The 23,298-nt window shown below is 66.8% G+C and carries 22 protein-coding genes and 2 tRNA genes; 9 read left to right on the top strand and 15 right to left on the bottom strand.

From position 1 onward, the window contains the following. Positions 1-35: 35 nt before the first annotated feature. From lptG to C8J24_RS00430, 9 genes are all read right to left on the bottom strand, one after another. Positions 36-1,133, bottom strand: a complete 1,098-nt coding sequence (lptG, locus tag C8J24_RS00470; RefSeq protein WP_056674932.1) for an LPS export ABC transporter permease LptG — start codon at positions 1,131-1,133, stop codon at positions 36-38. Beyond that, positions 1,130-2,323 (bottom strand): LPS export ABC transporter permease LptF, encoded by a 1,194-nt coding sequence (gene lptF, locus C8J24_RS00465; RefSeq protein WP_031394134.1) that lies wholly within the window; start codon positions 2,321-2,323, stop codon positions 1,130-1,132. The genes lptG and lptF overlap by 4 nt, the downstream gene beginning before the upstream one ends. Before the next feature lie 115 nt (positions 2,324-2,438). Next, positions 2,439-4,328 carry an ATP-binding protein gene (locus C8J24_RS00460; RefSeq protein WP_107931351.1) on the bottom strand — a complete coding sequence of 630 codons (1,890 nt, stop codon included), beginning with the start codon at positions 4,326-4,328 and terminating at the stop codon, positions 2,439-2,441. Positions 4,329-4,452: 124 nt separating this feature from the next. Beyond that, on the bottom strand, positions 4,453-5,715 hold the full coding sequence (gene spt / locus C8J24_RS00455) for a serine palmitoyltransferase (RefSeq protein ID WP_107931349.1): 1,263 nt from the start codon (positions 5,713-5,715) through the stop codon (positions 4,453-4,455). 138 nt (positions 5,716-5,853) lie between these two features. Next, positions 5,854-6,099, bottom strand: a complete 246-nt coding sequence (locus C8J24_RS00450) for an acyl carrier protein (protein WP_037527622.1) — start codon at positions 6,097-6,099, stop codon at positions 5,854-5,856. A gap of 58 nt (positions 6,100-6,157) precedes the next feature. Then, positions 6,158-7,057 carry an NAD-dependent epimerase/dehydratase family protein gene (locus C8J24_RS00445; RefSeq protein WP_107931347.1) on the bottom strand — a complete coding sequence of 300 codons (900 nt, stop codon included), beginning with the start codon at positions 7,055-7,057 and terminating at the stop codon, positions 6,158-6,160. A gap of 34 nt (positions 7,058-7,091) precedes the next feature. Continuing rightward, entirely contained in the window at positions 7,092-8,192 is a 1,101-nt protein-coding gene (gene proB / locus C8J24_RS00440) for a glutamate 5-kinase (RefSeq protein WP_107929589.1), read from the bottom strand. A 187-nt stretch (positions 8,193-8,379) separates the two neighbouring features. Continuing rightward, positions 8,380-9,426 (bottom strand): GTPase ObgE, encoded by a 1,047-nt coding sequence (gene obgE, locus C8J24_RS00435; protein WP_107929587.1) that lies wholly within the window; start codon positions 9,424-9,426, stop codon positions 8,380-8,382. A gap of 66 nt (positions 9,427-9,492) precedes the next feature. Continuing rightward, positions 9,493-10,092: a TetR/AcrR family transcriptional regulator gene (locus C8J24_RS00430; protein ID WP_031441339.1), complete on the bottom strand. Its 600-nt coding sequence runs from the start codon at positions 10,090-10,092 to the stop codon at positions 9,493-9,495. A 33-nt stretch (positions 10,093-10,125) separates the two neighbouring features. Here C8J24_RS00430 and C8J24_RS00425 point away from each other — a divergent pair, with 33 nt between their 5' ends. Further along, on the top strand, positions 10,126-11,025 hold the full coding sequence (locus tag C8J24_RS00425) for a metal-dependent hydrolase (protein WP_042467462.1): 900 nt from the start codon (positions 10,126-10,128) through the stop codon (positions 11,023-11,025). 202 nt (positions 11,026-11,227) lie between these two features. Here the strand turns inward: C8J24_RS00425 and C8J24_RS00420 are convergent, their stop codons facing one another. The 4 genes from C8J24_RS00420 to hspQ form a co-directional block, all read right to left on the bottom strand. Continuing rightward, complete coding sequence (locus C8J24_RS00420; RefSeq protein ID WP_167396665.1) at positions 11,228-11,779, bottom strand: GNAT family N-acetyltransferase; 552 nt, start codon at positions 11,777-11,779, stop codon at positions 11,228-11,230. Between the two features lie 175 nt (positions 11,780-11,954). After that, the gene (rpmA, locus tag C8J24_RS00415) at positions 11,955-12,245 is read right to left on the bottom strand and encodes a 50S ribosomal protein L27 (protein ID WP_031393730.1); all 291 of its coding nucleotides are present in this window, start codon (positions 12,243-12,245) and stop codon (positions 11,955-11,957) included. A gap of 13 nt (positions 12,246-12,258) precedes the next feature. Beyond that, a complete protein-coding gene (gene rplU / locus C8J24_RS00410) occupies positions 12,259-12,603 on the bottom strand; it encodes a 50S ribosomal protein L21 (protein WP_031393729.1) in 345 nt (114 codons plus the stop codon). Between the two features lie 173 nt (positions 12,604-12,776). Next, complete coding sequence (gene hspQ, locus C8J24_RS00405) at positions 12,777-13,211, bottom strand: heat shock protein HspQ (RefSeq protein WP_107929585.1); 435 nt, start codon at positions 13,209-13,211, stop codon at positions 12,777-12,779. Positions 13,212-13,356: 145 nt separating this feature from the next. On the opposite strand from hspQ, the gene C8J24_RS00400 reads away from it, so the two are divergent. The 3 genes from C8J24_RS00400 to C8J24_RS00390 all read left to right on the top strand — a co-directional run bounded on the left by C8J24_RS00400 (position 13,357) and on the right by C8J24_RS00390 (position 15,492). Next, a tRNA-Ser gene (locus C8J24_RS00400) sits at positions 13,357-13,446 on the top strand. Between the two features lie 203 nt (positions 13,447-13,649). Continuing rightward, positions 13,650-13,970, top strand: a complete 321-nt coding sequence (locus C8J24_RS00395) for a hypothetical protein (protein WP_037529079.1) — start codon at positions 13,650-13,652, stop codon at positions 13,968-13,970. Positions 13,971-14,238: 268 nt separating this feature from the next. Next, positions 14,239-15,492 carry a glycosyltransferase gene (locus tag C8J24_RS00390; RefSeq protein ID WP_107929582.1) on the top strand — a complete coding sequence of 418 codons (1,254 nt, stop codon included), beginning with the start codon at positions 14,239-14,241 and terminating at the stop codon, positions 15,490-15,492. Positions 15,493-15,701: 209 nt separating this feature from the next. Here C8J24_RS00390 and C8J24_RS00385 read toward each other — a convergent pair whose 3' ends face one another. Together C8J24_RS00385 and C8J24_RS00380 are read right to left on the bottom strand one after the other, a co-directional pair. Continuing rightward, positions 15,702-16,625, bottom strand: coding sequence for a cellulase family glycosylhydrolase (locus C8J24_RS00385; protein WP_167396664.1), 924 nt, complete (start codon positions 16,623-16,625; stop codon positions 15,702-15,704). Between the two features lie 402 nt (positions 16,626-17,027). Further along, a tRNA-Cys gene (locus C8J24_RS00380) sits at positions 17,028-17,101 on the bottom strand. A gap of 181 nt (positions 17,102-17,282) precedes the next feature. Between C8J24_RS00380 and C8J24_RS00375 the strand changes: the two genes are divergently transcribed. The 5 genes from C8J24_RS00375 (at position 17,283) to C8J24_RS00355 (ending at position 23,260) form a co-directional block, all read left to right on the top strand. Next, positions 17,283-18,356: a helix-turn-helix domain-containing protein gene (locus C8J24_RS00375; protein ID WP_167396663.1), complete on the top strand. Its 1,074-nt coding sequence runs from the start codon at positions 17,283-17,285 to the stop codon at positions 18,354-18,356. Between the two features lie 339 nt (positions 18,357-18,695). Beyond that, complete coding sequence (locus tag C8J24_RS00370; RefSeq protein ID WP_107931343.1) at positions 18,696-19,325, top strand: protein-L-isoaspartate O-methyltransferase family protein; 630 nt, start codon at positions 18,696-18,698, stop codon at positions 19,323-19,325. Positions 19,326-19,333: 8 nt separating this feature from the next. Continuing rightward, positions 19,334-20,863, top strand: coding sequence for a TolC family outer membrane protein (locus C8J24_RS00365; protein ID WP_031441331.1), 1,530 nt, complete (start codon positions 19,334-19,336; stop codon positions 20,861-20,863). Positions 20,864-20,889: 26 nt separating this feature from the next. Then, positions 20,890-21,510 (top strand): DUF2497 domain-containing protein, encoded by a 621-nt coding sequence (locus C8J24_RS00360; RefSeq protein WP_244180299.1) that lies wholly within the window; start codon positions 20,890-20,892, stop codon positions 21,508-21,510. Between the two features lie 148 nt (positions 21,511-21,658). Continuing rightward, complete coding sequence (locus tag C8J24_RS00355) at positions 21,659-23,260, top strand: histidine kinase famiy protein (RefSeq protein ID WP_107929575.1); 1,602 nt, start codon at positions 21,659-21,661, stop codon at positions 23,258-23,260. Positions 23,261-23,298 lie beyond the last annotated feature (38 nt).

Below are 23,298 nucleotides of genomic sequence, written 5' to 3'. Positions count from 1 at the left end.
TGCGGATATCGACGATCACGCAGTTCGTACAGCGGCTATTCCTCGGTCCGGAACAGGACAGCCTCGCCGATCAGGAAGAACAGGAGGAAGGGCGCCCAGGCGGCGAGGAACGGCGGATAGGCGCCAAGATTGCCCATCGCGAGCGCGAAATTGTCCGCGACGAAATAGGCGAAGCCCAGCCCCATGCCGATCACCGCGCGGATGAACAGCTTGCCCGAGCGAGCGATGCCGAACGCCGCGACCGCGCCCAGCAGCGGCATCAGCACCGACGACAGCGGTCCCGACAGCTTGTGCCAGAGCGATCCCTCGAGTGCCTTGGTCGGGCGCCCCGCGTCGGCCAGATCGCCGATCGCCGCCTTCAGCGCGCCGAAGGACAGGCTGTCGGCGTCGACGCTCGCGAGCGTGAACTGGTCGGGCCGGACATCGCGCCCGACGACCACCGAGCCGAGCGTGGTCAGCGTGCCGCTGGCGACGTCGAACCGCGTCGCGGGGCCGATCTCCCAGCCCCCGGCGACGCGCTTGCCATTGGGGGCGCGAATGATCGAGACGAGGCTTCCGCCAGCGCGATCATAGAGCGTCACCCCGCCGAGCCGCGTTCCGGCGCCCTTGCCGCGCGTCTGGTTCACCTGGATCAGGTCGTCGCCGTCGCGCACCCAGACATTGGCACGGTCGCCACGGTCGATCGGCATCGCGCCGTAATTGACCTTCTGCCACTGCGACAGGGTGGCGGTGGCGCGCGATACGACGCGGTCGTTGAAGCTGAAGCTGACGATCGCGACGACCAGGCTGGCAATCAGCAGCGGGGCGAGCACCTGATGCGCGGAGAGGCCCGACGCCTTGAGCGCGATGATCTCGCTGTTCTGGTTCATCGTGATCAGCGTCAGGATGGTGCCGAGCAGGACCGAGAAGGGCAGCGCGAAGGCGATGATCTGCGGTGCGCGCAGGCTGACATATTGCCAGACCTGGGCGTCGCCATTGCCCGCCTGCGCCAGGATGTTGCCCGATTCGCTCAGCAGATCGAGCGCCTGGAGCACGAGCACCAGTGCCGCGAGGATGCTGAACGTCCGCGTCATGAACAGCCGGCCCATATAGACCGCGACCGTGCGCGACGGAAAGATCGTGATCCTGCTCATGCCGTCTTCTCTTTGCGGCGCCCGGGCAGCCGGCTGGTGATCGCCTTGCCGATCCGGCCGACGCCGCGCTCGAGCGCACCGATCGGTTCGCCGCCGGGCACATAGGCGATGGTATAGTACATCCACAGGATCAGCCCTGCGAACACCGTGAACGGCACCCAGAGCGCGATCAGCGGGTCGATCCGGCCAAGCTCGCCGACGTCCGCCGCATATTGGTTCACCTTGTGATAGGTGACGATCATCACGATCGACAGGAAGACGCCGAGACCGGACGTCGATCGTTTCGCCGGCACGCCGAGCGCCACCGCCAGCATCGGCAGCAGGAACATCATCGCGACCTCCGCCAGACGGAAGTGGAATTCGGACCGGCTTGCATCGCGCAGCTCGGGCGTCGCCGCCTCATGCCCCGCACGCGCGAGTTCGGGCAGCGTGAATTCGAGGTTGCGCCCGCCGCGGACGCGGAAGCTCTCGAACTTGGGCAGGTTGATCGGCAGGTCATGGCTGCTGAAGGTCAGCACGCGCGGCGTCTTGAATTCGGGCCGTTCGTGGATCAGCGTCCCGTTGGCGAGACGGAAGATGATGACGTTGGGATCGTCGGTCGCGAGGAAGCGTCCCTTCTCCGCGGTGACGCCGATCCAGTCGTTCTTGGGCGTCTGCGCATGAACGAAGATGCCCGACAGCTCGCGCCCCTTGTCGCGGCTCTGCTCGATCCGCAGCGTCATCCGGTCGCCCAGATGCGTGAACTCACCGACCTTGATCGACGCGCCGAGAGCGCCCGTGCGCAGCTCGAACCGCAGCCCCTCGTAATAATAGCGGGCGATCGGCTGGAGATAGCCGACGATCAGCAGGTTCGCGATCGCCAGCACGATGGCGAACATATAGGGCACCCGCAGCAGCCGAGTATAGCTCATCCCGACGCTGCGCAGGACGTCGAGTTCCGACGTCGTCGCGAGCTTGCGGAACGCGAGCAAGATGCCGAGCAGCAACCCGATCGGAATCCCGAGCCCGAGATATTCGGGCAGCAGATTGGCGAGCATCCGCCAGACGACGCTGATCGGTCCGCCCTCGGTCGCGACGAAATCGAACAGCCGGCGCATCCGGTCGAGCACGAGCAGCATCGCCGCGATGATCAGCGTCGAAAAGAGCGGGACCGCGATCAGCCGGGCCATGTAGCGATCGATGGATTTCATGAAGCGGGGGCTCTGCGAGCGCCTCGAACGCGAGGCGTGGGGCGGGTCTATATCAGCTTTTCGCGCGGGATATAGGACGGCGGCTATAGTTCGGACGGGGCGGGCCTGTCACGGTCTATTCGGCCGCCATCTGGCGGGGCGGGGTGGGGCGATCGGTGCCCATCGCCGCCGCGACCGCGCGTTCCAGGCCGCTCAGCGTGAAGGGCTTGCGCAACACCTCATGCTCACCGAATTCGCTCGTCGCGGCTTCACCCGCAAAGCCCGTGACGAACAGGATCGCGATGTCGGGGAACAGCGGCCGCAATGCCGCGATCATCTCGGGCCCCGTCTGCCGCGGCATCAGCACGTCGGAAATGATCAGGTCGATCGCGCCGTGACGCGCGAGCATCGTCGCCGCATGGGTCGGGTCGTCACAGGCGACCGGATGATGGCCAAGCTCCTCGAGCGCACCGATCGTCGCGGCGAGCACGCGCGGATCATCCTCGACCACCAGCACGTTCAGCCCCGTCGGCGCGACGGGCTGTACCGGCTCTGGCAGGTCCGCAAACGGCAGGACGGGTTGCGGCTCGATCGCGGGATCGCTGGTGTCGCGCGGCAGATAGAGCGTCACCGTCGTTCCCTCGCCGACCACGCTGGCGATCGCGATCTCGCCGCCCAGCTGCCGGACGAGGCCGAAGATCTGGCTGAGGCCAAGGCCCGTGCCCTTGCCGGTTTCCTTGGTGGTGAAGAACGGCTCGAACACGCGCTCGGCGACGTCCGGCGACATGCCGCTGCCGTCGTCTGCGACCGTGATGGTGGCAAAGTCGCCGGCCGGGCAGTCGCCGATCGCGCCCGCGGTCAGCACCGCGGCGCCGGTGGTCACGATCATCGTGCCGCGGCCGTTCATCGCGTCGCGCGCGTTGACCGCCAGGTTGAGCACCGCATTTTCAAGCTGGACGCGATCCGCGCGGACGCGCCAGCCCTCGGAGGCGTCGACCACGTGCAGCGTGATCGCATCGCCGAGCGTCCGGTCGAGCAGGTCGGACATGCCCTCGACCAGCCCTGCAACCCCCATCGTCTCGGGCTTCAGCGAATCCTCGCGGCTGAAGGCGAGCAGCCGGCGGGTCAGCGCGGCGGCGCGGGTAGCGCCGTCGGTCGCGCTCTCGATGTGTCGCCGGGCGGTCGCCGGATCGCGCGCGATGTTGCGCAGCGCCAGTTCCAGCCCGCCCAGAATGACGGCCAGCATATTGTTGAAATCATGCGCAATGCCGCCGGTCAGCCTGCCGACCGCGTCCATCTTCTGGACCTGGCGCAGCTTGGCGTCCTGCACGCGCAGCTCGGCGGTGGCCTGTTCGACCGCGGCGGACAGTTCCTCGGCGCGGCTGCGTTCCATGTCCGCGTCAGCCTGCGCGACTGCCCGGTCGCTGACCGCGCGGATCGTGAACCAGCCCAGCCCGATCGCGCCCAGAACGATCAGCATCCCGAACACCGCGAGCACGCCCGCGATCGAGCTCGAGCGTTCGACCGATGCCATCGCCCGCGACGTCCGGTTGTCGAGCAGCGCCCGCTCGCGCGCGATGAGCCGGTCGAGCGTCCGGTTGATCGCGATGAGCGTCGGGGCGTTGCGTCCCTGGTAATAGCGCGCGAACGCCTGCGAATTCTTGCCGTAATTGGTGCTGAGCGCGGTCATCGACAGCTCGCGGCCGCGGTCTTCATAGGCCTGGCGCAGTTCGGCGATGTGCCCGCGCTGTTCGCCATTGTCGTAGGTCAGCCGCTCGAGCCGGTTGAGCTGCGTCCCGGCCAGGACCCATTCCTCGAAATAGAGCCGGCCCAGTTGCCGGTCGCCGCTGATCACATAGCGGCCGAGCGACGCTTCGGACCGGGCGATCGTGCTCGACAGCGTGCGCGCGAGGATCATCACGTCATAGCTGTGCGCCTGCAGCCGCAACGCGCTGTCGCGCTGACGGTTCGCGCTGCTCAGCGTGGCGATGAGCCCGACCAGAACGGCGGCGCCCAGCAGCGCCATCACGATGAGCGTGATGGTCCGCCAGGTCGCACCGCCCCCAAGGGCTGCCGCGTCGGCCTCGTCCTGCGTCACCCCGCGACGATAGCGTGCGTATTGCTCCCGACGCAATGACAGCGGCCGGCTGCTAGCCGATCACGCCGACGGCGCGACCCGCGTCGCGGAACATGGAGAGGATCGTCTCGACCTGCGCGTCGGTATGTTCGGCGCACAGCGAACAGCGCAGCAGGAACGTGCCCGCAGGCGTCGCCGGCGGGCGCGCCATGTTCACGTACAGCCCGCCCTCGAGCAGCGACTGCCAGATCGCGATCGCCTGTTCCTGGTCGGTCAGGATGATCGCGATGATCGCCGAATCCGACGTCTCGGTGCCGAGCTTGAAGCCCATCGCCTTGAGGCCCGCATGCATCGCGCGTGCATTCTTCCAGAGCTGCGCGCGCTTGTCATGCGCGGTCATGAGCTTGCGGATCGACGTCGCGGCGGTGGCGACGACCGAGGGGGGAAGCGAGGCGGTGAAGATGTATGGGCGGCAGGCGAAGCGGACCATCTCGAACTTCGGGTGGTTCGACACGACGAACCCGCCGACGGTGCCCACCGATTTCGAGAAGGTGCCGACGACGAAATCGACCTGGTCGGTCAGCCCCATCTCCTCGTACACGCCGCGGCCATTGGGGCCGAAAAAGCCCATCGAATGCGCCTCGTCGACCAGCACCATGCAGTCATGCTTCTTGGCGACCGCGACCATTTCCTTCAGCGGCGCGATGTCGCCGAGCATCGAATAGACGCCTTCGAGCACCACCAGCTTGCCGGCCTCCTTCGGCAGGCGGCCGAGCCGCTTGTCCAGATCGGCGACGTCGTTGTGGCGGAAGCGGACGATCTCGGCATTGCCCTGCTTGCAGCCGTCATAGATCGAGGCATGGCTGTCCGCGTCGAGAATGACGTACTCGCCCTTGCCCGCAAGCGTCGAGATGATCCCGAGATTGGCCATATAGCCGGTCGAGAACACGATCGCACCGCTCATGTCGTAAAAGTCGCGCAGTGCCTGCTCGACATCGATATGATCGTGGAACGTGCCGTTGAGCATCCGGCTGCCATTGGTGCCCGACCCGAATTTCTCGAGCGCGTCCTTGCCCGCCTGGATGACGTCGGGGTCGAACGTCATCCCCATATAGTTGTAGGTACCGAGCAGGATCGTGTCCTTGCCGCGGATCACCGCCTGGGTCGGCGACTTGACCTCGTCCATCACGATCGTGAACGGATTGCGCACGCCGGACTTCACCAGCGCCTCGCGTTCGGCGATCAGCCCGTCGAACTTGCTCATCAGGTCGCGTTCGGGCGCGACCTGGGGGGGATCAACGGGGAGGGCGTGGGCGGTGGTGGCGGCTTCGGTCATCGTCATTCGGCCTTAAAAACTTCCGTTCGTCCTGAGTAGCGGCTGAGCGAAGCCGAAGACGCGTATCGAAGGGCAGGTGGTTCGATACGGGCCTTCGCCGCGCTCAGTCCCTACTCACCACGAACGGGATATTTTTGGTTAGTCCTGCTTCAACTTCGCGACGGCATCGACCAGCTGGCCGACGGTCTCGATCTCGGCCTGCATGTTCATCGTGATGATGATGTCGAATTCATCCTCGATCGCGGCGACGAAATCCATGACGGTCAGGCTGTCCCATTCGAGATCGCCCTGGAAGGTGGTCGCATCGCTCAGCGCGACGCCCTTCTTGTTGAACGGCTCGATCTGCGCGGTGACGGTGTCGTAGATCTGCTGACGGTCGCTCATGCTCTTCCTTCCGGGTGTCGACGCAATCCTGACAGCGAATTGCGGCGGCTTTTCGGCGCTATAGCAGCCCCGCCGCGCGATACCACGCCGCGGTTTGCGCCAGCGCCTGCGGCGTCGGGACCGAGGGCGTCCAGAGCGTGGCCGGCGGCGGCGTGTGCGAGACCCAGTCGGGATGGCAGAAATAGCGGACCCGGTCGCGCGTCAGCTTGGCCTTGCCGCGCCGGACGAGACGGTCGGCGGCGGACGCCAGCGACAGGATCACGCGCGGCATCGACAACGGCCTCACCGATTTGCCGACCGCGACGCCGATCGCGCGCGCGAAGTCGCGATTGTCCCAGCCCTTGGGCGTACCGTCGTCGGGTTCCATGATCGCGGGCGCGACCGGGATCTCGGCCAGCGCGAGCAGCAGCGCGGTCAGATCCTCGACATAGAGCAGCGAGACGCGCGTGCCGGCAGGGGGCATCGGCACATAGCCCGACCGCGCCGCCTTGAACACGTCGAGCAGGTCGTGATCGCGCGGACCGAAGATCGCGGGCGGGCGGACGATCGTCCAGTCGAGCCCCGACGCGGCAACGCACGTCTCCGCCTCGGCCTTCGACCAGCCATAGTTGGACAGTGCCGGCGCGCGCGCCGCCAGCGATGAGACCTGGACGAAGCGGCGGATCCCCGCCGACCGCGTCGCGTCGACGATCGCCTGGGTGCCCGCGATATTGCCCTCGGCAAAGCCCGCGCGATCGGCGGCATTGACCACGCCGGCGACGTGGATGACCACGTCCGCGCCCTCGACCAGCGTCGCCAGGCTCTTCGGCCGATCGAGCGCGCCTTCGATCCAGGTCACGCCGATGCGCTTGGCCTGCGGCTTGCGGGCGAGCGCGCGGATCGTGTGCCCCGTCTCCAGCGCATGGTCGATCAAGTGGCTGCCGACGAACCCGGTGCCGCCGGTGATGGCCAGGATCATGACGGCTCGCTCCAGATCGACGTTTGCGCGGCAGTCATACGAGCGCCAGATGATTGCGATGGACGAGCGCCGAGCGCGGCGCATAGCCGAGGATCGCGGCGTGATCGTCGCTGTGACGGCCGAGCAGACGCGCGGTGTCCGCCGCGTCATATTCGGCGAGACCGCGCGCGACCGTGCCGGCCGGCCCCTCGATCGTCACCAGATCGCCGCGCACGAAGCCCCCGTCGAGCCCCGTCGCGCCCGCGGCCAGCAGGCTGCGTCCCTGGCCGAGCGCGGCAGCGGCGCCGGCGTCGACATGGATCGTGCCCTTCGCGGTCAGCCCCCCCGCCAGCCAGGCTTTCCGCGCAGACGCGGTGCGCTCTGCGCTGAAGATCGTGTGGCGGGCAGGGGTGGAGAGCGGATGGTCGATCCGGCCCGAGGCGATCACGAGCGGAATGCCCGCCGCCGTGGCGATTCGCGCGGCGGCGATCTTCGATGCCATGCCGCCCGATCCCATTCCGGACCCCGACCCGTCGTCTGCCATCGCGGCGACCGTGTCGATTCGCGGGACGTCGGCGATGTGGGTGGCGGCGGGGTCGACATGCGGATTGGCGGTATAGAGCCCGTCGACGTCGGACAGCAGGACCACACCCTGCGCGCCCGCGGCCTGCGCGACCCGCGCGGCGAGCCGGTCATTGTCACCGAAGCGGATTTCGGCGGTCGCGACGCTGTCATTCTCGTTGATCACCGGCACGACCCCGAGCGACAGGAGCCGATTGAGCGTCGCGGCGGCGTTGAGATAACGGCGGCGGTCCTCGAGATCGTCGAGCGTGACGAGCATCTGCGCCGCGTTCAGCCCCTGCGCGGCGAGCAATTCGGCCCAGACCTGGCTTAGCGCGATCTGGCCGGTGGCGGCGGCGGCCTGCGCGTCCTCGAGACTCGCGCGGCCGCCCTTGGCCAGGCCAAGTCGCCGAGCGCCGAGCGCGATCGCCCCGGACGACACGATCGCGACCTGCTGCCCGGCACGCGTCCGCGTTGCGATGTCGGCGACGAGCCCGGCGAGCCAGTCGCGCCGGACGCTGCCGTCGGGATCGACGAGCAGTGCCGAACCGATCTTTACGATCAGGCGGGGACAGGAGGACGGCGGAAACATCATTGGTCGACCCCGTAGGTCCTCCCCGTAGGTCGTCATAGCCTGCAACACCCTATCGTCATTCCCGCGGAGGCGGGAACCCATATTGGCTGGCCTCACCACCGAATCGCATACCCCTGAGGCTATGGATCCCCGCCTGCGCGGGGATGACGATGGCGTACATGATCGGGCTACGGAGCGGTTTTGAACACTACAGCGGCGACCATGCAACCGGCTCTTCGCCCTCCGCCAGCTCCTTCGGCGCGCCAGGTGCCGGCCCGATCTCGCCGATCAGCTTGTCGAGCACTGCCTCTACGCCGGCACCACTCGCGCCGGACATCGCCATCACCTCGGCACCGCTGGCCTCGGCCAGTTCGGCCGACAGCGCCGCGATCAGCTCGGCATCAAGCATGTCGGTCTTGTTCAGCGCGACGATCACCTTCTTGTCTGTCAGGCCCTCGCCGTAATTGGCCAGCTCGTCGCGGACGATCCGGTAGGACTCGCCGACATCCGCATCGTTCGCATCGACCAGATGCAGCAACACGCGGCACCGTTCGATATGCCCGAGGAAGCGGTCGCCGATGCCTGCGCCCTCGGCCGCACCCTGGATCAGCCCGGGAATGTCCGCGACGACGAATTCGCGCTGCTTGTGGCGGACCACGCCCAGCTGCGGCCGGGTGGTGGTGAAGGCATATTCGCCGACCTTGGCCTGCGCGTTCGTGACCTGGTTGATGAAGGTCGACTTGCCCGCATTCGGCAGACCGACGAGACCCGCATCGGCGAGCAGCTTCAGTCGCAGCCAGACCCAGGCCTCGCCGAACGGCCAGCCGGTGCCGTGCTGGCGCGGGGCGCGGTTGGTCGATGTCTTGTAGCTGGCGTTGCCACGGCCGCCATCGCCGCCGCGGAACAGCACTTCGCGCTGGCCGACTTGCGTGAAGTCGATCAGCACCTCTTCCTTGTCCTCCGACAGCACCTGCGTGCCGAGCGGGACGCGGATCACGAGGTCCTCGCCGCCCGCGCCGGTGCGGTTCGAGCCCGAGCCGCCCGAGCCGCGCGGGGCACGGAAATGCTGTGTGTAGCGAAAGTCGATCAGCGTGTTCAGGCCGGCGATGCATTCGAACACGATGTCGCCGCCCTTGCCGCCATTGCCGCCATCGGGGCCGCCATATTCGATGAATTTCTCGCGGCGGAAGCTGACGGCACCGGGGCCGCCCTCACCCGAACGTACGTAGATCTTGGCTTGGTCTAGAAAATGCATCGCCGCCCCATAGCGAAATTGGCGAAAATCGCCAGCCTCTGCGACTCGGGCCCTGGTCGGCGTTGCTCAGGCCGACGGGCAGGCGGCGGCGTCCTTGCTCGCGAGCAGCGCGTCGAGCGCGAGTTCGCGCGCCCTGGTCGCGGGCAGGCCGAGCGCGCGGGCCATCGGCGCGCCCATCAACGCGTCGCCCAGCGCCATCAGGACCAGCGTCAGCGTCTGGTCCTGGATCGGCTGGTCGCCGGGCATGTCGCCCTCGGCAAGTTCGTCGACCAGATCGTGGATCGCGGTGAGAATCGGGTCGAGCGCGTCGGTGTTGCCCGACAGGATCATCCAGCTCGCCAGCGCGCCCGCGCCGCCCTTGCCGAATGCGTCGAACGTCATCTCGACCACTTCGCGCGGATCCAGCTCGCCCGCGCGGACACGCAGCACCGCGGCGCCGATCGTGCCGACGATGTCCGCCGCCATCCGCGTGATCAGTGCGGTCTGCAGCGCCTCGGCCGAGCCAAAATGGTGGAGCAGATTGGCGTGCGTCCGCCCGATCCGGCCCGCAACCGCCTTCAACGTGACCGCGCCGGGACCGCTTTCGACCAGGAGCGCGCGCGCGGCCTCGACGGCGGCATCACGCGATTCGGTCGGGGAGAGGCGCTTGCGGGGTGTTGACGTCACGGAATGAAAAACCTACTTACAACTGTGTCAGTAATGACGATCTGTCTCTGTTTGGAGGTTTCCGTGGCGAAAGCAACCACACCCGTCGATCTGACGATCACGCCGCGCGATCGTCGTTTTGGCCGGGGCGCGCCGATTCGCCGGTGGTGGCTGAACGACGATCCGATCGCGACGGCCTTTTACAACGCCTTGTCGGTCACCTTCCCCAAGGGCGAGGGCTATTTCGTCGACAGCGTTCGCCGGTTTCGCGACGGTACGCCGCCCAAGCTGACCGCCGAGATCAACGCGTTCATCAAGCAGGAGGTAATCCACACCCGCGAGCATGTCGCGTTCAACCGGCACGTCACCGACCAGGGGTATGACGTCGCGCCGCTGATCGCTGATGTCGACGCCGCGCTCGCGCTGACCAAGGGGCGCCCGCCGATCGCGAGCCTCGCCGCGACGACCGCGCTCGAGCATTTCACCGCGATGCTCGCGCATGAACTGATCGCGAACCCCCGGCACCTCGCCGGCGGCGACCAGCAGGCGGCGGCGCTGTGGCAATGGCACGCCGCCGAGGAGATCGAGCACAAGGGCGTCGCCTATGACACCTGGCTGCACGCGACGCGCGACTGGCCGCGGTTCACGCGCTGGCGGGTCAAGTCGCTGGTGATGCTGATCACCACCTGGCGCTTCTTCACGGGGCGGGCGCGCGGCATGACCGAATTGCTGCGGCAGGACGGGCTCACGGGCCCGCGGATCTGGGCGCGGATGGCATGGTATGCGTTCGGCAATCCGGGGATGGCGCGCAAGATCGCGGGTGTCTGGGCGGCCTATTTCCTGCCCGGTTTCCATCCCTGGAAACACGACGACCGCGCGCTGATCGCGCTGGCCGAGAGTGATTATGAGGCGGCGGTGCTGCCGGTCGAGAAGCGGGCGGTGGCCACAGCCTGAGTTACGGTTGCGGCCTTTCCTATCCCTGGTCCTCCCGCGAAGTATGTGCGGCGAATACGTCGCCCAGCATTCCACCCCGGCGGAGGCCGGGGCCCAGTTGGAAAGGTCGTAGTAGCGACACGATGACCGTAGTCAGCGACGTTCCCCAACTGGGCCCCGGCCTTCGCCGGGGTGGTGCAATTTCAAGGCCGGGATGCGCGAATCACGCCGCCATCGGCATCGGCGCACATCGGTCCTCATCGAGCACCAGCTCGAACAGCACGGCCTGAGCCTCGCCGCCACGCCCGCGCGACGCCCGAGGCTCGACCCGCCCGGTCGGCCGGAAGCCGAGCTTGGCCAGGACGCGGCCGGATGCGGGATTGTCGACGAAATGGAATGCCTCGAGCCGCCGGAGCCCGAGCGCATGGCGCGCGATCGCGATCACCGCCTCGCCTGCCTCGGTCGCATAGCCGCGTCCCCATGCATCGGGCGTCACCCAATAGCCGAGCTCATGGCCATACCCGTCCGGCGATGTATGGATATCGATGCCGCCAACCAGTCGCGGCGCGCCGGGGTCGAGCGCATCGATCAGGAAGCGCGGCTGATGCTCGCCGCGCGGCTGCGCCAGAAAGGCCGCCGCGTCACCGAGTGAATAGGGCCAGGGTGCCCGCGTCAGCTTGGCGATCACGGCCTCATGCCCGATCGCCTGCGTCAGCGCGGGCGCATCCTCGGGCCAGCCGGGCCGCAAGGTCAGTCTCTTCGTGCGCGCGAACATTGCTCTCTTCCTCTCGCGTCGTCGGCTGCGCGCATGCCACGTCAGGATGACGGGACGGCGACAGCCAAGGGGAGGGAGCAATAAAAAAGGGAGCCGGGGTGACCCGTCTCCCTTGTTCAGGTTCGCTTTCGCGACCCGGGTCACCCTGGTGGGCAACCCGGATGGTTACCCGATGTTATTCGGCTGCAACTGCCATGTCGGCGGCATCATTTGCTGCCAGCTCGACCGAGCAGAACTTGCGACCAAGTTTGCCCTGGCTGAACACGACGCGGCCATCGACCAGCGCGAACAGCGTGTGGTCCGTGCCGATGCCGACATTGGTGCCCGGATAGAACTTCGTCCCGCGCTGGCGCACGAGGATGTTGCCGGCAACGCATGCCTGGCCACCGAACTTCTTCACGCCGAGACGACGACCGGCTGAATCGCGACCGTTGCGCGAAGAGCCGCCTGCTTTCTTATGTGCCATCTGAAGCTACTCCTTATGCCTGAGCGGCCGGGGCGTCAGCCTCGGTCTGCTTGGCGGTCTGGCCGCCGACGGACACGATCTTCAGGATCGTGTGCTGCTGGCGATGGCCGTTCTTGCGACGATAGTTGTGACGACGACGCTTCTTGAAGACGATGACCTTGTCCGCCTTCGCCTGAGCGATGATCTCTGCAGCGACGGTGAAACCCTCGACCGAGCGCAGTTCCGAGCCTTCGCCCGCCAACAGCACATCACCCAGCGTCACCGACGCACCTGCATCGCCCTCGATCTTTTCGACGACGATCTTATCTCCGGCGGCGACGCGATACTGCTTGCCGCCCGTGCGCACGACTGCGAACATGGCCCTTGTCACTTTCCAAATACATGTGCCCCACGAACGCAGGGTCCGCCGGGAGAAGCCGGGGAGCTAAGCGAGGGGCGTGACGATGTCAACCAAGAAGGGCTATTGCGGGGGGCTAAAACATCGCGGGCCCTGGCAGGAACCGCGTCAGGACGCTGTGCCCGACCCGGCGATCAGTGCCGGTGGACGGCGCGCAGCGTGTAGCGACCATCGGCAAAGTCTGTGAACAATCCGGCAATCCCCGGATGATCGACCGGCTCGTCGCCCGCGTCGGACACGAGATTCTGCTGACTGACATAGGCGACGTAGCTCGACTCGCGATTCTCGGCGAGCAGATGGTAGAAGGGCTGGTCCTTCTTCGGCCGCATCTGTTCGGGAATCGCCTCATACCATTCATCAGTATTGGCAAAGACCGGATCCACGTCGAACACGACCCCGCGGAAATCGAACAGGCGGTGCCGGACGATGTCGCCGATCGAGAAATTGGCGTGGACGATCGGCGGGGCAACGACCTCGACCGACGACGCCGGTCCCGGCTCGGACGAGAGGGCATCGGACGCGGCGATGTCGGGGGTGGCGGGGTCGATGGGGATGTCGTGGCGGGGCATGGCGACAATTTAAGCGCTGTTTCGCGACGCACAAGCCGGACCGCTCGTGATTGCAAAAACCCTCTTGCACTGCGGCGAGGTCTGATTTAGAGGCCCGCCCTCGACCGATCGGAGGCGCTGCTCGCAGCACTTCGGATGACCTTGCGGAGAGGTGGCAGAGTGGTCGAACGTACCGCACTCGAAATGCGGCGTACCCGCGAGGGTACCGTGGGTTCGAATCCCACCCTCTCCGCCATTTACCTTGCGCCATGTGGGTCACAGAGACCCCTGGCCCCCGCGTCGGGGCCGCGCACTTCTCTATAGCTATCGTCCGATGATCCGCTGCTGTGGGCAGCGCATTCATGTGCTCAGAGCAGTAGTCACGGGCGACGGTCAGGGAGGCGGTGCGGTGTCTTCCATGCCCGTCCCGGCCAAGGCCCCCTCCAGATCGAGACCGCGATGCGTACGTTCCTTCTGAATATCCTGCTGGCGGCCGGGCTGGTGGCCCTGGCCGTCCTTTCGCGGTTCATGCTGCTCGATACCTATTCCCGCTGGCAGATCGCGGCATTCTGGCTGCTGGCGGCGTTGCTCGAATGGGGCGTCAAACCGCGGATCGGTCTGAAGGCACGCTGGCTGACCGCGCTCGCCACCGCGATCGCGACGACGCTGGCGATCCTCGCCGTGCGCTGGCACGTCGAAGGGCTGTGCCCGCACACCTGGCCGCAATGCGCGTCCTATCCGTTCTGGCGTGTCGTCCTGCACCTGATCCAGCGCGCGTAGACCGGACGTGCGCCCCGGTATCGCCAAAGCAACGCCGGAAGCGTGGCCCGACGGCAACAAGTCCCGATAAAGTACAGGGATCGCGGATAGACCCGCAATTTTTCGTGGAGAAATTCTTCTGTATCCGCCTAGGCGTTGAATTGCTTGAACTCGCCTGTGTGCTGGCTCGGCGTGAACCGCATCGACGGCGCTCGTAAGCAATGCTGCATTGCCCAGTGGCGTCGCCAGTCCGGTTTCATCATTCGTTCAATATACCGGGCGGCACGTCATGAAGATTGCTTTCTTTCTTTCGAACTATCCCGTTCTTTCGGAAACGTTCGTCGTTCGTCAGATCAGGGGTATGATCGACCTCGGGCATCAGGTTACGATCATTACCGGCCAGCATGATCTTTCTGTCGATGATCCACTATCCGGTGCCGCGCGCATCGTCTCCGTTCGCGCGAATACAGGAGGCTCATCGCCGATCGCGCAATTGCTGAAAAAGTCGGTTCGACTTCTGCTTGGCGCGCAATCCGGCAAGAGCCGACGGCGAATTCGCGCAGGACTTACTGGCTTGCGCGATGGAATCGTCGCGCCGATCGTCGATATTCTCAGTGTCGGTGAACAGGGACTTGGTCATTTTGATGCCATCATCGCGCATTTCGGCCCCGCGGGCGTGCGGGCCATGTATCTGCGCGACGCCGGTCTGATCTCGGGCCCGATCGCCACAGTCTTTCATGGTCTTGACGTGACTGAGCATGGTCTCGTCAAAAAATTCCTGCCGCATTACCGCCGCCTCTTCACTCAGACCGAGGCGCTGCTTCCGATCAGTGAATTGTGGAAGAAGAAGCTGATCAGCTGGGGTGCTGACCCGGCGATGATCACGGTTCACCGGATGGGGGTCGACGTCAGCGACTTTCCGATGCCGCAGCCACGTCGCGGCGCTGCCGGGCCATTGCGGCTGCTGACGACGGCGCGCTTCGTCCAGAAAAAGGGGCTGATCTACGCGATCAACGCCATGTGCGCCGCGCCGGGCGATTCGCATCTGTCGATCATCGGCTACGGGCCGCTGGAGAAGGAACTGCGCGAGGCCGCTGCGGCCTGCCCTGCGCGCGTAACGTTCCTCGGCAAGATCCCGCACCGCGAGGTGCTTGCGGAACTCAAGCGGTCCGACGTGTTCCTGCTGCCGTCCGTCGTCGCCGACAATGGCGACATGGAAGGGATTCCCGTGTCGCTGATGGAGGCCATGGCGCTCGGCGTCATCACCGTCTCCACCTGGCATAGCGGCATCCCGGAACTCATCGACGACGGCGTCGAGGGCTTTCTGGTCGAGGAGCGCAATGCCGGACAGATCGCCGACATCATAACGACAATCGAATCGGGGGAGGTGGATCTGGCGAGCATGCGGGTGGCGGCACGCGCGAAGATCGAGCGCGAATTCGACAATAGGGAGCTCGATACCAGACTCGAGCAGATTGCGTTCACGCTGGCCGGCATCGTTCCGGCGGCGGAGCCGGCGCGCGTGGCGGAAGCGGTGTCCTGATGCTCATCTGCTGGCATCGCCTCGGCGAATGGCGCGTTGTTTCAGTGGATGAGGCCGGTGGCGAGACTTGGGTGCGGCAATGCAAGAAGTGCGCATACTCCCAGTCGCGCTTTTCCTTCGGGAGACGGCCGCACCAGCGGTGATGCTGCCGTCCCGACGTCTGGTGTCGTGCATCCGCCTCTGTCCCGCCCGGCCACAATCGCGCGCGGTCAGCGGCCGAGCAGGCGGTCGAGATAGGCGTCCTTGTGCCTGGGGCCGAAACTGCCCTTTTTCGGCTCGATCTTGAACAGATACCGCTCGTTCCAGGCCGCGCCGCCGCCCCACCAGGTCACGCCGACCACCGTATCGGCATTGGTCTTGAGATAGGCGATCGCTGCTGCGCCCGCCGCCTCGCAGCTCGGCGGTATCGCCCCGGCGCGTCCGAACGCCGATTCGGTGATGATCCCCTTCAACCCGCGCGCCCGCAGCTCGGACGCGAAATTGTCATAGCCCGGCGTCCCCGTGCAGCTCGGCTGGGTCCCGCTCGACCCCTTGTCGAAATAGCGGTGCCCGTTGATGATGGTCAGGCCTAGCGGATCCTTCAGCCCGCCCGCGCGGTCGAGCGCGACCAGCGCGCTTTCGGACGGCTTGGCGGCGTCCTCGCGCTTGCGCAGCCGGAAGGTGGCGGAGGACCCGGGATATTCCGGCGCGATGACATTGCGGATCCCCGCGGCGCGCAGGCCCGCGATGATCTGGTTGGTATCGCGCGCCCATTGATCCCAGTCGTTGGTCAGCACCGGATCGTCGAAATGCCTCGGCTCGTTCATCGGGTCGATGATGATCCGGTCGGATCGCGGCATGCTCGCCATCAGCGACGTCCAGAACGCGACCTGTTCGGATACCGATGGCCAGCTATAGTCGTGACGATCGAGCACGACATAGGCACCGCGGTCGAGCGCGGCGCGCGTCGCTGCCACCAATTTCCTGCGGATCGCGGGGTCCGCCAACTGCGGTCCCTTGAACGGCAGGCGGACCATCGTGAATCCCTTGTCGAGATAGGCGCGGACCGACGCCGGCGTCGGGCAGAGCGTACCGTCGGCGACGAAGCTGCACCCGGCAATGTTCACGCCGAAGACGGGGCCCCTGATACGCACGTTGGCGCTCGCGCTGGACCTGACGGGCGCGTTTGCCTTTTGAGGTGCGGGGGGCGGCGGCATGCGCTGCGGGGAGGGCGCGGCCGAGGCCGGACAGTCCAGCCCGGTGGCGGCGATGGCAAGGCCGACAAGGCCGGCGGCGATCGATGGTCGGGTCATGACATGTACCTGGCGAATAAGGGTGAAAGCGAATCGGTCGCGCTTGGGATCCGCCTCCCTATCATCGAATGTCGGGATGCCTGGCTTCGATCAGGGACCGGGTCTAGGGCCCCGTCATCGCGGGGACCTGTCCCTAGACTGCTCTCATGTCTGGCAAAGCGCCGTCGAGATCCGCGCGCATCATGCAACCAAGCGCGATCGCCGCAGTGCTTCGCGTCATGTGGCAACGACAGGATATGAGATTGGAGGCCCGACCGGGAATCGAACCCGGGTGCGAGGATTTGCAGTCCTCTACGTCACCACTCCGCCATCGGGCCTCGATGCGGAGCGCGCAAATGCGGGCTTTTGTGCGGCGGGTCAACCGGGCGATCGCGTTTGTGGGCTAAAATAGTCGTGGGGTGTGCCACGGCGGTGCGGTGCCGGGTTGGGGGACGGCTTGCACGCCGGCGATGGATTGGGCACGATACGGTCCAATCCTGGCTTCATATGGAGTTTCTTTTGGACGTGATGCAGGTGTCCGGGGGAACGAACCGCGCAGGGCTGGCGCCCGATGTCTTCGCGATGCCCGCGGGGATGGCGATCCGGTATGACCAGCCCTGCGACGCGCTCACCGACCTCATCACCGGCTACCATGTCTATCGCGCGACCGGTCCGGCCAGCATCGGCCAGGTCAACCGCTTCCTGCCGGGGACGGCCAATGTCCGGTTCGCGTTCGAGGCGGGACCGATCAGCGTGGCGATCGGCCGGCGGACGTTCGGGCCCCTGCCGGCGGCGACGCTGTACGGCCCGACGGGGACCGCGCTGAAGGCGACGACCAATGGCGGCATCATGATCGGGTTCGGGGTCAGCGCGCTGGCCTGGAGCCGGCTGTTCAACCGGTCGGCGGCGGAGTATCGTGACCGGATCGTGCCGCTTGCCGACGCGCTCGGGCCGGTCGCGACCCAGCGTCTGACGAGCGCGCTGCGGGCGGCCGAGCGCGACGATCAGGTCGCGCCGATCCTCGATGCTATCCTGTACGACCTGCTTGGGTCGCCGCACCGCGAATCCGCGACGATCCGTCAGCTCACCCGGCTGATCGGGCAGGACGGCGGCGATGACGTCGCCGCGGTCGCGGCCAAGCTGGCGATCAGCCCCGACACGCTGCGGCGACTGGCGGTGCGGCATTTCGGCTTCACCCCCAAGATGCTGCTGCGGCGCGCACGGTTCCTGCGCTCGTTCCTGCGCGTGTTCCGGACGCCCGGCGGCACCGACTATTCGGCGATCGACCCGAGCTATTTCGACGTGTCGCATTTCCTGCGCGACGCCGGCACGTTTCTCGGGATGACGCCGCGGCGGTTCATGGCGATGAGCACGCCGTTTCTCGACGCGAGCGTCCGCGCGCGCGCCGCGGTGCTCGGCGCGCCGACCCAGGCGCTGCAGGTTCCCGCCGAAACGAGCGAGCGGATCATCAACGCGGTGCCCGCCCGCCGGGCACCTAGGATCGATCCCGCCCGTGATTCCACGCCCACCCCCGTCATCGACCCGGCGGAAATTCCGATGCCCGATCAGGGCGCGCCCGTGCTAGGCGCCTGAGCGAGGTGTTGCCGCATTCTGCGTGCGCCCTCGGCGTCCCGCCCGCGGCATTTCGGTGTCACACGGGCGGGCGGGGCGCCCTAGTCCCGGCATCCGGCCCCTGTGCCATTCCGACCTCTGTGCCGTTCCGAGCCGGGCCGTCTCGCGCGATTCGCCACAGGTCGCTTGGCGCGACGCTGGCGGCACGGTAGAGATTGACGCAAGCGAACAAGTGTATTGCGCAACTAAAACAGCTGTGCGACAGGATGGACCATGACGACGATCAGCCTCGATACGAATTCCACTACCCGCACGCGTGCGGCTGTCGGCACGTCCGACGGCGGTCCCGATTTCGCGGTCATGCGTCACGCCATGGTGGCCAGCCAGCTGCGCACCAACGCGGTCAGCGACCAGCGCGTCGTCGCGGCGATGGCGCGGGTGCCGCGCGAGGCGTTCGTGCCCGACGATGTCCGGTCGATCGCCTATCGCGACGCACCGATCCCGCTCGGCGGTGGCCGTTACGCCAATCTGCCGATGGCGACCGGCCGGTTGCTCACCGAGGCCTATCTGACCGCCACCGACCGGGTCCTGCTGATCGGCGCTGCGACGGGCTACACTGCCGCGGTTCTCGCCGAGATCGTCGGTACGGTGGTCGCGGTCGACAGTGACGCGTCCTTGCTCGGCACCGCGCGCGATGCGCTGGGCGCCACGCTGTCGGTCGAACTGGTCGAGGGGCCGATGGCACAGGGCCATGCCGCGGGCGCGCCCTATGACGTGCTCGTCATCGACGGCGCGGTCGAGGCAATCCCCGACACGCTGGTGGCGCAGATCCGGTCGGGCGGCCGCATCGTCGCCGGGATCGCGGATCGCGGCGTGACCCGGCTCGCATCGGGACGAAAGACCGATGGCGGCTTTGCACTGGCGGCGTTCGTTGACGTCGAGTGCGTGACGCTGCCGGGTTTCGAAACACCCAAACCCTTCAAGTTCTGAGGCACATCATGCCGCGCGCCGCTCAAGTTCGCCGTCTGCTCTCAGGTGTTGCGCTGCTATACAGCGCTGCACCGGTCCATGCGGAGACGCTCCGCGAGGCGCTGGTCAAGGCCTATACGACCAACCCGACGATCACCGCGCAGCGCGCGACGCTGCGTGCGACCGACGAGAATGTCCCGATCGCGCGCGCCTCCGGGTTGCCCTCGGCGAATGCGACCGGCGATTACACCGAGTTCGTCGTGACCGCCGCGAACAGCTTCATCGCCTTGCCGCGTCAGGTCGTGGCACGCGCGAACGTCTCCGTGCCGCTCTACCAGGGCGGGCAGGTGCGCAACTCGGTCGCCGCGGCCAAGACGCGGGTCGAGGCGGGCCGCGCGACGCTGCGCGGTACCGAGGCCGATCTGTTCACCAACGTCGTCGGCGCCTATATGGACGTGATCCGCGACGAGGCGATCGTCGGCCTGAACACGCAGAATGTTCGCGTGCTCGACATCAATCTCCAGGCCAGCCGCGACCGGTTCCAGGTCGGCGACCTGACCCGCACCGACGTCGCCCAGTCCGAGGCGCGGCTCGCGCTCGCGCGGGCGCAGCTCCAGTCGGCCGAGGCACAGCTGATCACCAGCCGGGAAAACTATATCCGCTTTGTCGGCACGCCCGCCGGCACGCTCGATACGCCGCCGACCCTGCCGCATCTGCCCGACAGCCCCGCCCTGGCGGTGACGGTGGCGATCGACAATAATCCCGTGCTGATCGCGGCGGCGAAGGAACGCGACGCGACACGGTACGATGTCGGTGTCGCGCGGGCGAGCCGCCTGCCGCAGATCAGTGCGACCGGCGGCGCCAGCTACACCAACTATCTCGGATCGGCATCGACGACCGACGGCAGCATCAACACCTTTCCCAATGCGAACAAGGCGGTGCAGGCGGGCCTGTCGCTGACGATGCCGCTGTTCCAGGGCGGTCGTCCCGCCGCGCAGGTCCGCCAGGCCGAAGCGTTTCAAAGCCGCGCGATCGAGAATGTGACCGCAGCCGAGCGCAATGTGATCGCGCAGGCGCGCTCGGCCTATGCCGTCTGGCGTTCGTCGGAACAGGTGATCCAGTCGTCCGAGACCGCGGTCAACGCGAACAAGCTGAGCCTCGAGGGTGTCCGGGCGGAGAACAGCGTCGGGACACGCACGATCCTCGACATCCTCAACGCCGAGCAGGAGCTGCTCAACAGCCAGGTCACGCTCGTGACGGCGCGTCGCGACGCCTATGTCGCGGGCTTCGCGCTGCTGGCGGCAATGGGGCAGGCGGAAGCGCGCGACCTCGGGCTCGACGGCGGCGTGCTGTACGATCCGGTCGCCAATTACGACCGCGTCCACAAGAAGATCTGGGACTGGGGCGGTGATGGCGAGCCGGTGCCGGTCGCGACGCGTACCGTCCAGTCGCCCACGCAGGACGCCGCCGTGCGCCGCGAACTTGACCCGTTGCTCGACAGCCCGGTTGACAGGAACCCGGCATTGACGACAGGTAAGGATGCGCCGAGCCGCCAATAGGGGCGCGTGGGGCGACGGGGTTTGGAATGGTCCGTATGGGGGATATCAGCGCGGAGCCGTCGATGGAGGAAATCCTCTCGTCGATCAAACGCATCATTGCCGAAGAAGGCGACGGCATGCCCAGTCGCCAGCGGCGTCACCAGCGGGCGATGCCCGCATCGGCGGCCACCGATTACGCGGCCGATTACGACGACGACGCGATCGACGACGATGAAATCCTCGAACTGAGCGACCCGATGCCGATGGTTGACCGCACCCCCCGCCCGCCGAAATCGCCGGTGCTGACCTCGGTCGACGCCGCGCCGGAACCACGCCAGGCGCCGCCGCGGAGCCAGCCCCAGCCTCATGTCGCACCGCATGTCGCGCCCACAGCCTCTCATGCGCCCCAGCAGCATGCTCCGCAGCCTGCAGAAGAGCCGGCCCAGCCGATCATGTCGCGCGAAACCGCGGCGGCGACGCGTGCACCGCTCGAGGCGCTGACGCGGATGATGGTCAAGCCTGAGGGAAGCAGCGACGGCACGCTCGAGGGTCTGGTCCGCGAGATGCTGCGCCCGATGCTGCGCGAATGGATCGACGCGAACCTTCCCGACATGGTCGAGGACATGGTCGCGCGCGAGATCGCCAAGATCATGAACCAGCAGCCCTGACCGGGCCGGCCGCAGCGTTTCGCGCTGCGGCCTGTATCGGGACCTGGCCGGCCGGCCACGATCGGACGATGCTCACCGGGTCCCGGTTCAAACTACTGTAATGTCACGACGAGCGGAACCGTGACGGTTCCGCTATGGTTGTTGGCGGATGTCCGATCACAGTGTGTCCGCGCCTGAAATCCCCGCCCGTCTCGCCGCTCAGGGCGTCCGGGGCGATATCGCGCCGGCCGATGCCAGCAGCGACATCTTCTTCGCGGCGGTAAGGACCACGCGGATGCCGATGGTGGTGACCGATCCGCATCGGCCCGATAACCCGATCATCTTCTGCAACGACGCCTTCTCGTTCATGACCGGCTATTCGCAGGACGAGATCCTGGGCTACAACTGCCGCTTCCTGCAGGGCCCCGAGACCGACCGCACGGTCGTCGGCGAATTACGCGCCGCGATTGCCAAGCGTGAGGAAGTCTCGGTCGAGATGCTCAACTATCGCAAGAACGGCTCGACCTTCTGGAACGCGCTCTACGTCTCGCCTGTGTTCGGCGACGACGGCGAGCTCCGCTATTTCTTCGCGAGCCAGCTGGACATCTCGCGCCGCCGCGAGGCGGAGGAGGCGCTGCACGAGGCGCAGCGGATGGAGGCGGTCGGCAAGCTGACCGGGGGCATCGCGCACGACTTCAACAATCTGCTGCAGGTCATCCAGGGCTATGCCGACATCCTCGACGCGCGGATCGATGCGAGCGATCGATCGGCGCGGCGGGCGGTCGATGCGATCTCGACCTCGGCCTCGCGCGCGGCGACGCTCACGCAACAGCTGCTCGCCTTTGCGCGCAAGCAGGAATTGCGAGACCGGTTGATGAACCTCAACCAGCTGCTGGGCGATTTCCGGCCGATTCTTGACCGCAGCATCGGCAGCGGAATCACGCTGAAGCGCGACCTGGCGACCGATCTGTGGAATTGTCGCGTCGATCCGGTGCAGGCCGAAATGGCGCTGCTCAACATCATCGCCAATGCCCGCGACGCGCTCGACGGCACGGGGGAGATCACGATCACGACGCGCAACGCCGTCCTTCCCGAGGATGGCGGTGTCGCGAGGCTCGAGCCCGGCGAATATGTCGTGCTGAGCATTCGCGACAACGGGCCGGGGATCGATCCCGGGACGGTCGACAAGATCTTCGAACCCTTCTTCACGACGAAGGAGATGGGCAAGGGCGCCGGGCTGGGGCTCGCGATGGTCTACGGCTTCGTGCGTCAGTCGGGGGGCCTTGCGACGGTGCGCAACCTCAGCGGGGGCGGTGCCGAATTCTCGCTCTATTTCCCGCGCGCGAGCGGTGCCGTCGAGCGCAAGACCGCGGGGCCGATCGCACCGCATGCGGGCGGTGCCGAGCGCGTGCTGATGGTCGAGGATCAGCGCGAGGTGGGCGAGCTGGGCCGGACGATCCTCGAGGATCTCGGCTATGACGTCGTCCTGGTCAACAGCGCGCGCGCCGCGCTCGACACGCTCCGTCAGGACGCCGAATTCCGGTTGCTGTTCACCGATATCCTGATGCCCGGCGGCATGAACGGCGTCACGCTGGCCCAGTCGGTGCGGCGCGACTATCCGCACACCGCGGTGCTGCTGACGACGGGCTTTGCCGACGAGGCGATCGACGAGGGCAGCCGGTCGTTCGAACTGATCCGCAAACCCTATCGGCGGAATGAGTTGAACGACCGCATCCGGGCGGTGCTCGACAAGCCGGGGGCGCGGACGTGAGGCTGGTCTAGCCCGGACACGCTCGCTAAGGCACGGGG

The organism is Sphingomonas aerolata (genome assembly GCF_003046295.1).
In the GTDB taxonomy this organism is placed as follows: domain Bacteria; phylum Pseudomonadota; class Alphaproteobacteria; order Sphingomonadales; family Sphingomonadaceae; genus Sphingomonas; species Sphingomonas aerolata.
This window is presented reverse-complemented; position numbering and strand designations above follow the sequence as displayed.

Coding starts and splice junctions, on each gene's coding strand:
- lptG (WP_056674932.1), bottom strand. CDS start 1,133: ATGAGCAGGATCACGATCTTTCCGTCGCGCACGGTCGCGGTCTATATG.
- lptF (WP_031394134.1), bottom strand. CDS start 2,323: ATGAAATCCATCGATCGCTACATGGCCCGGCTGATCGCGGTCCCGCTC.
- C8J24_RS00460 (WP_107931351.1), bottom strand. CDS start 4,328: ATGGCGCTGCTGGGCGCCGCCGTTCTGGTCGGGCTCATCGCCACGCTG.
- spt (WP_107931349.1), bottom strand. CDS start 5,715: ATGACCGAAGCCGCCACCACCGCCCACGCCCTCCCCGTTGATCCCCCC.
- C8J24_RS00450 (WP_037527622.1), bottom strand. CDS start 6,099: ATGAGCGACCGTCAGCAGATCTACGACACCGTCACCGCGCAGATCGAG.
- C8J24_RS00445 (WP_107931347.1), bottom strand. CDS start 7,057: ATGATCCTGGCCATCACCGGCGGCACCGGGTTCGTCGGCAGCCACTTG.
- proB (WP_107929589.1), bottom strand. CDS start 8,192: ATGATGTTTCCGCCGTCCTCCTGTCCCCGCCTGATCGTAAAGATCGGT.
- obgE (WP_107929587.1), bottom strand. CDS start 9,426: ATGCATTTTCTAGACCAAGCCAAGATCTACGTACGTTCGGGTGAGGGC.
- C8J24_RS00425 (WP_042467462.1), top strand. CDS start 10,126: ATGACGATCTGTCTCTGTTTGGAGGTTTCCGTGGCGAAAGCAACCACA.
- C8J24_RS00420 (WP_167396665.1), bottom strand. CDS start 11,779: ATGTTCGCGCGCACGAAGAGACTGACCTTGCGGCCCGGCTGGCCCGAG.
- rpmA (WP_031393730.1), bottom strand. CDS start 12,245: ATGGCACATAAGAAAGCAGGCGGCTCTTCGCGCAACGGTCGCGATTCA.
- rplU (WP_031393729.1), bottom strand. CDS start 12,603: ATGTTCGCAGTCGTGCGCACGGGCGGCAAGCAGTATCGCGTCGCCGCC.
- hspQ (WP_107929585.1), bottom strand. CDS start 13,211: ATGCCCCGCCACGACATCCCCATCGACCCCGCCACCCCCGACATCGCC.
- C8J24_RS00395 (WP_037529079.1), top strand. CDS start 13,650: ATGCGTACGTTCCTTCTGAATATCCTGCTGGCGGCCGGGCTGGTGGCC.
- C8J24_RS00390 (WP_107929582.1), top strand. CDS start 14,239: ATGAAGATTGCTTTCTTTCTTTCGAACTATCCCGTTCTTTCGGAAACG.
- C8J24_RS00370 (WP_107931343.1), top strand. CDS start 18,696: ATGCGTCACGCCATGGTGGCCAGCCAGCTGCGCACCAACGCGGTCAGC.
- C8J24_RS00365 (WP_031441331.1), top strand. CDS start 19,334: ATGCCGCGCGCCGCTCAAGTTCGCCGTCTGCTCTCAGGTGTTGCGCTG.
- C8J24_RS00360 (WP_244180299.1), top strand. CDS start 20,890: ATGGTCCGTATGGGGGATATCAGCGCGGAGCCGTCGATGGAGGAAATC.
- C8J24_RS00355 (WP_107929575.1), top strand. CDS start 21,659: ATGTCCGATCACAGTGTGTCCGCGCCTGAAATCCCCGCCCGTCTCGCC.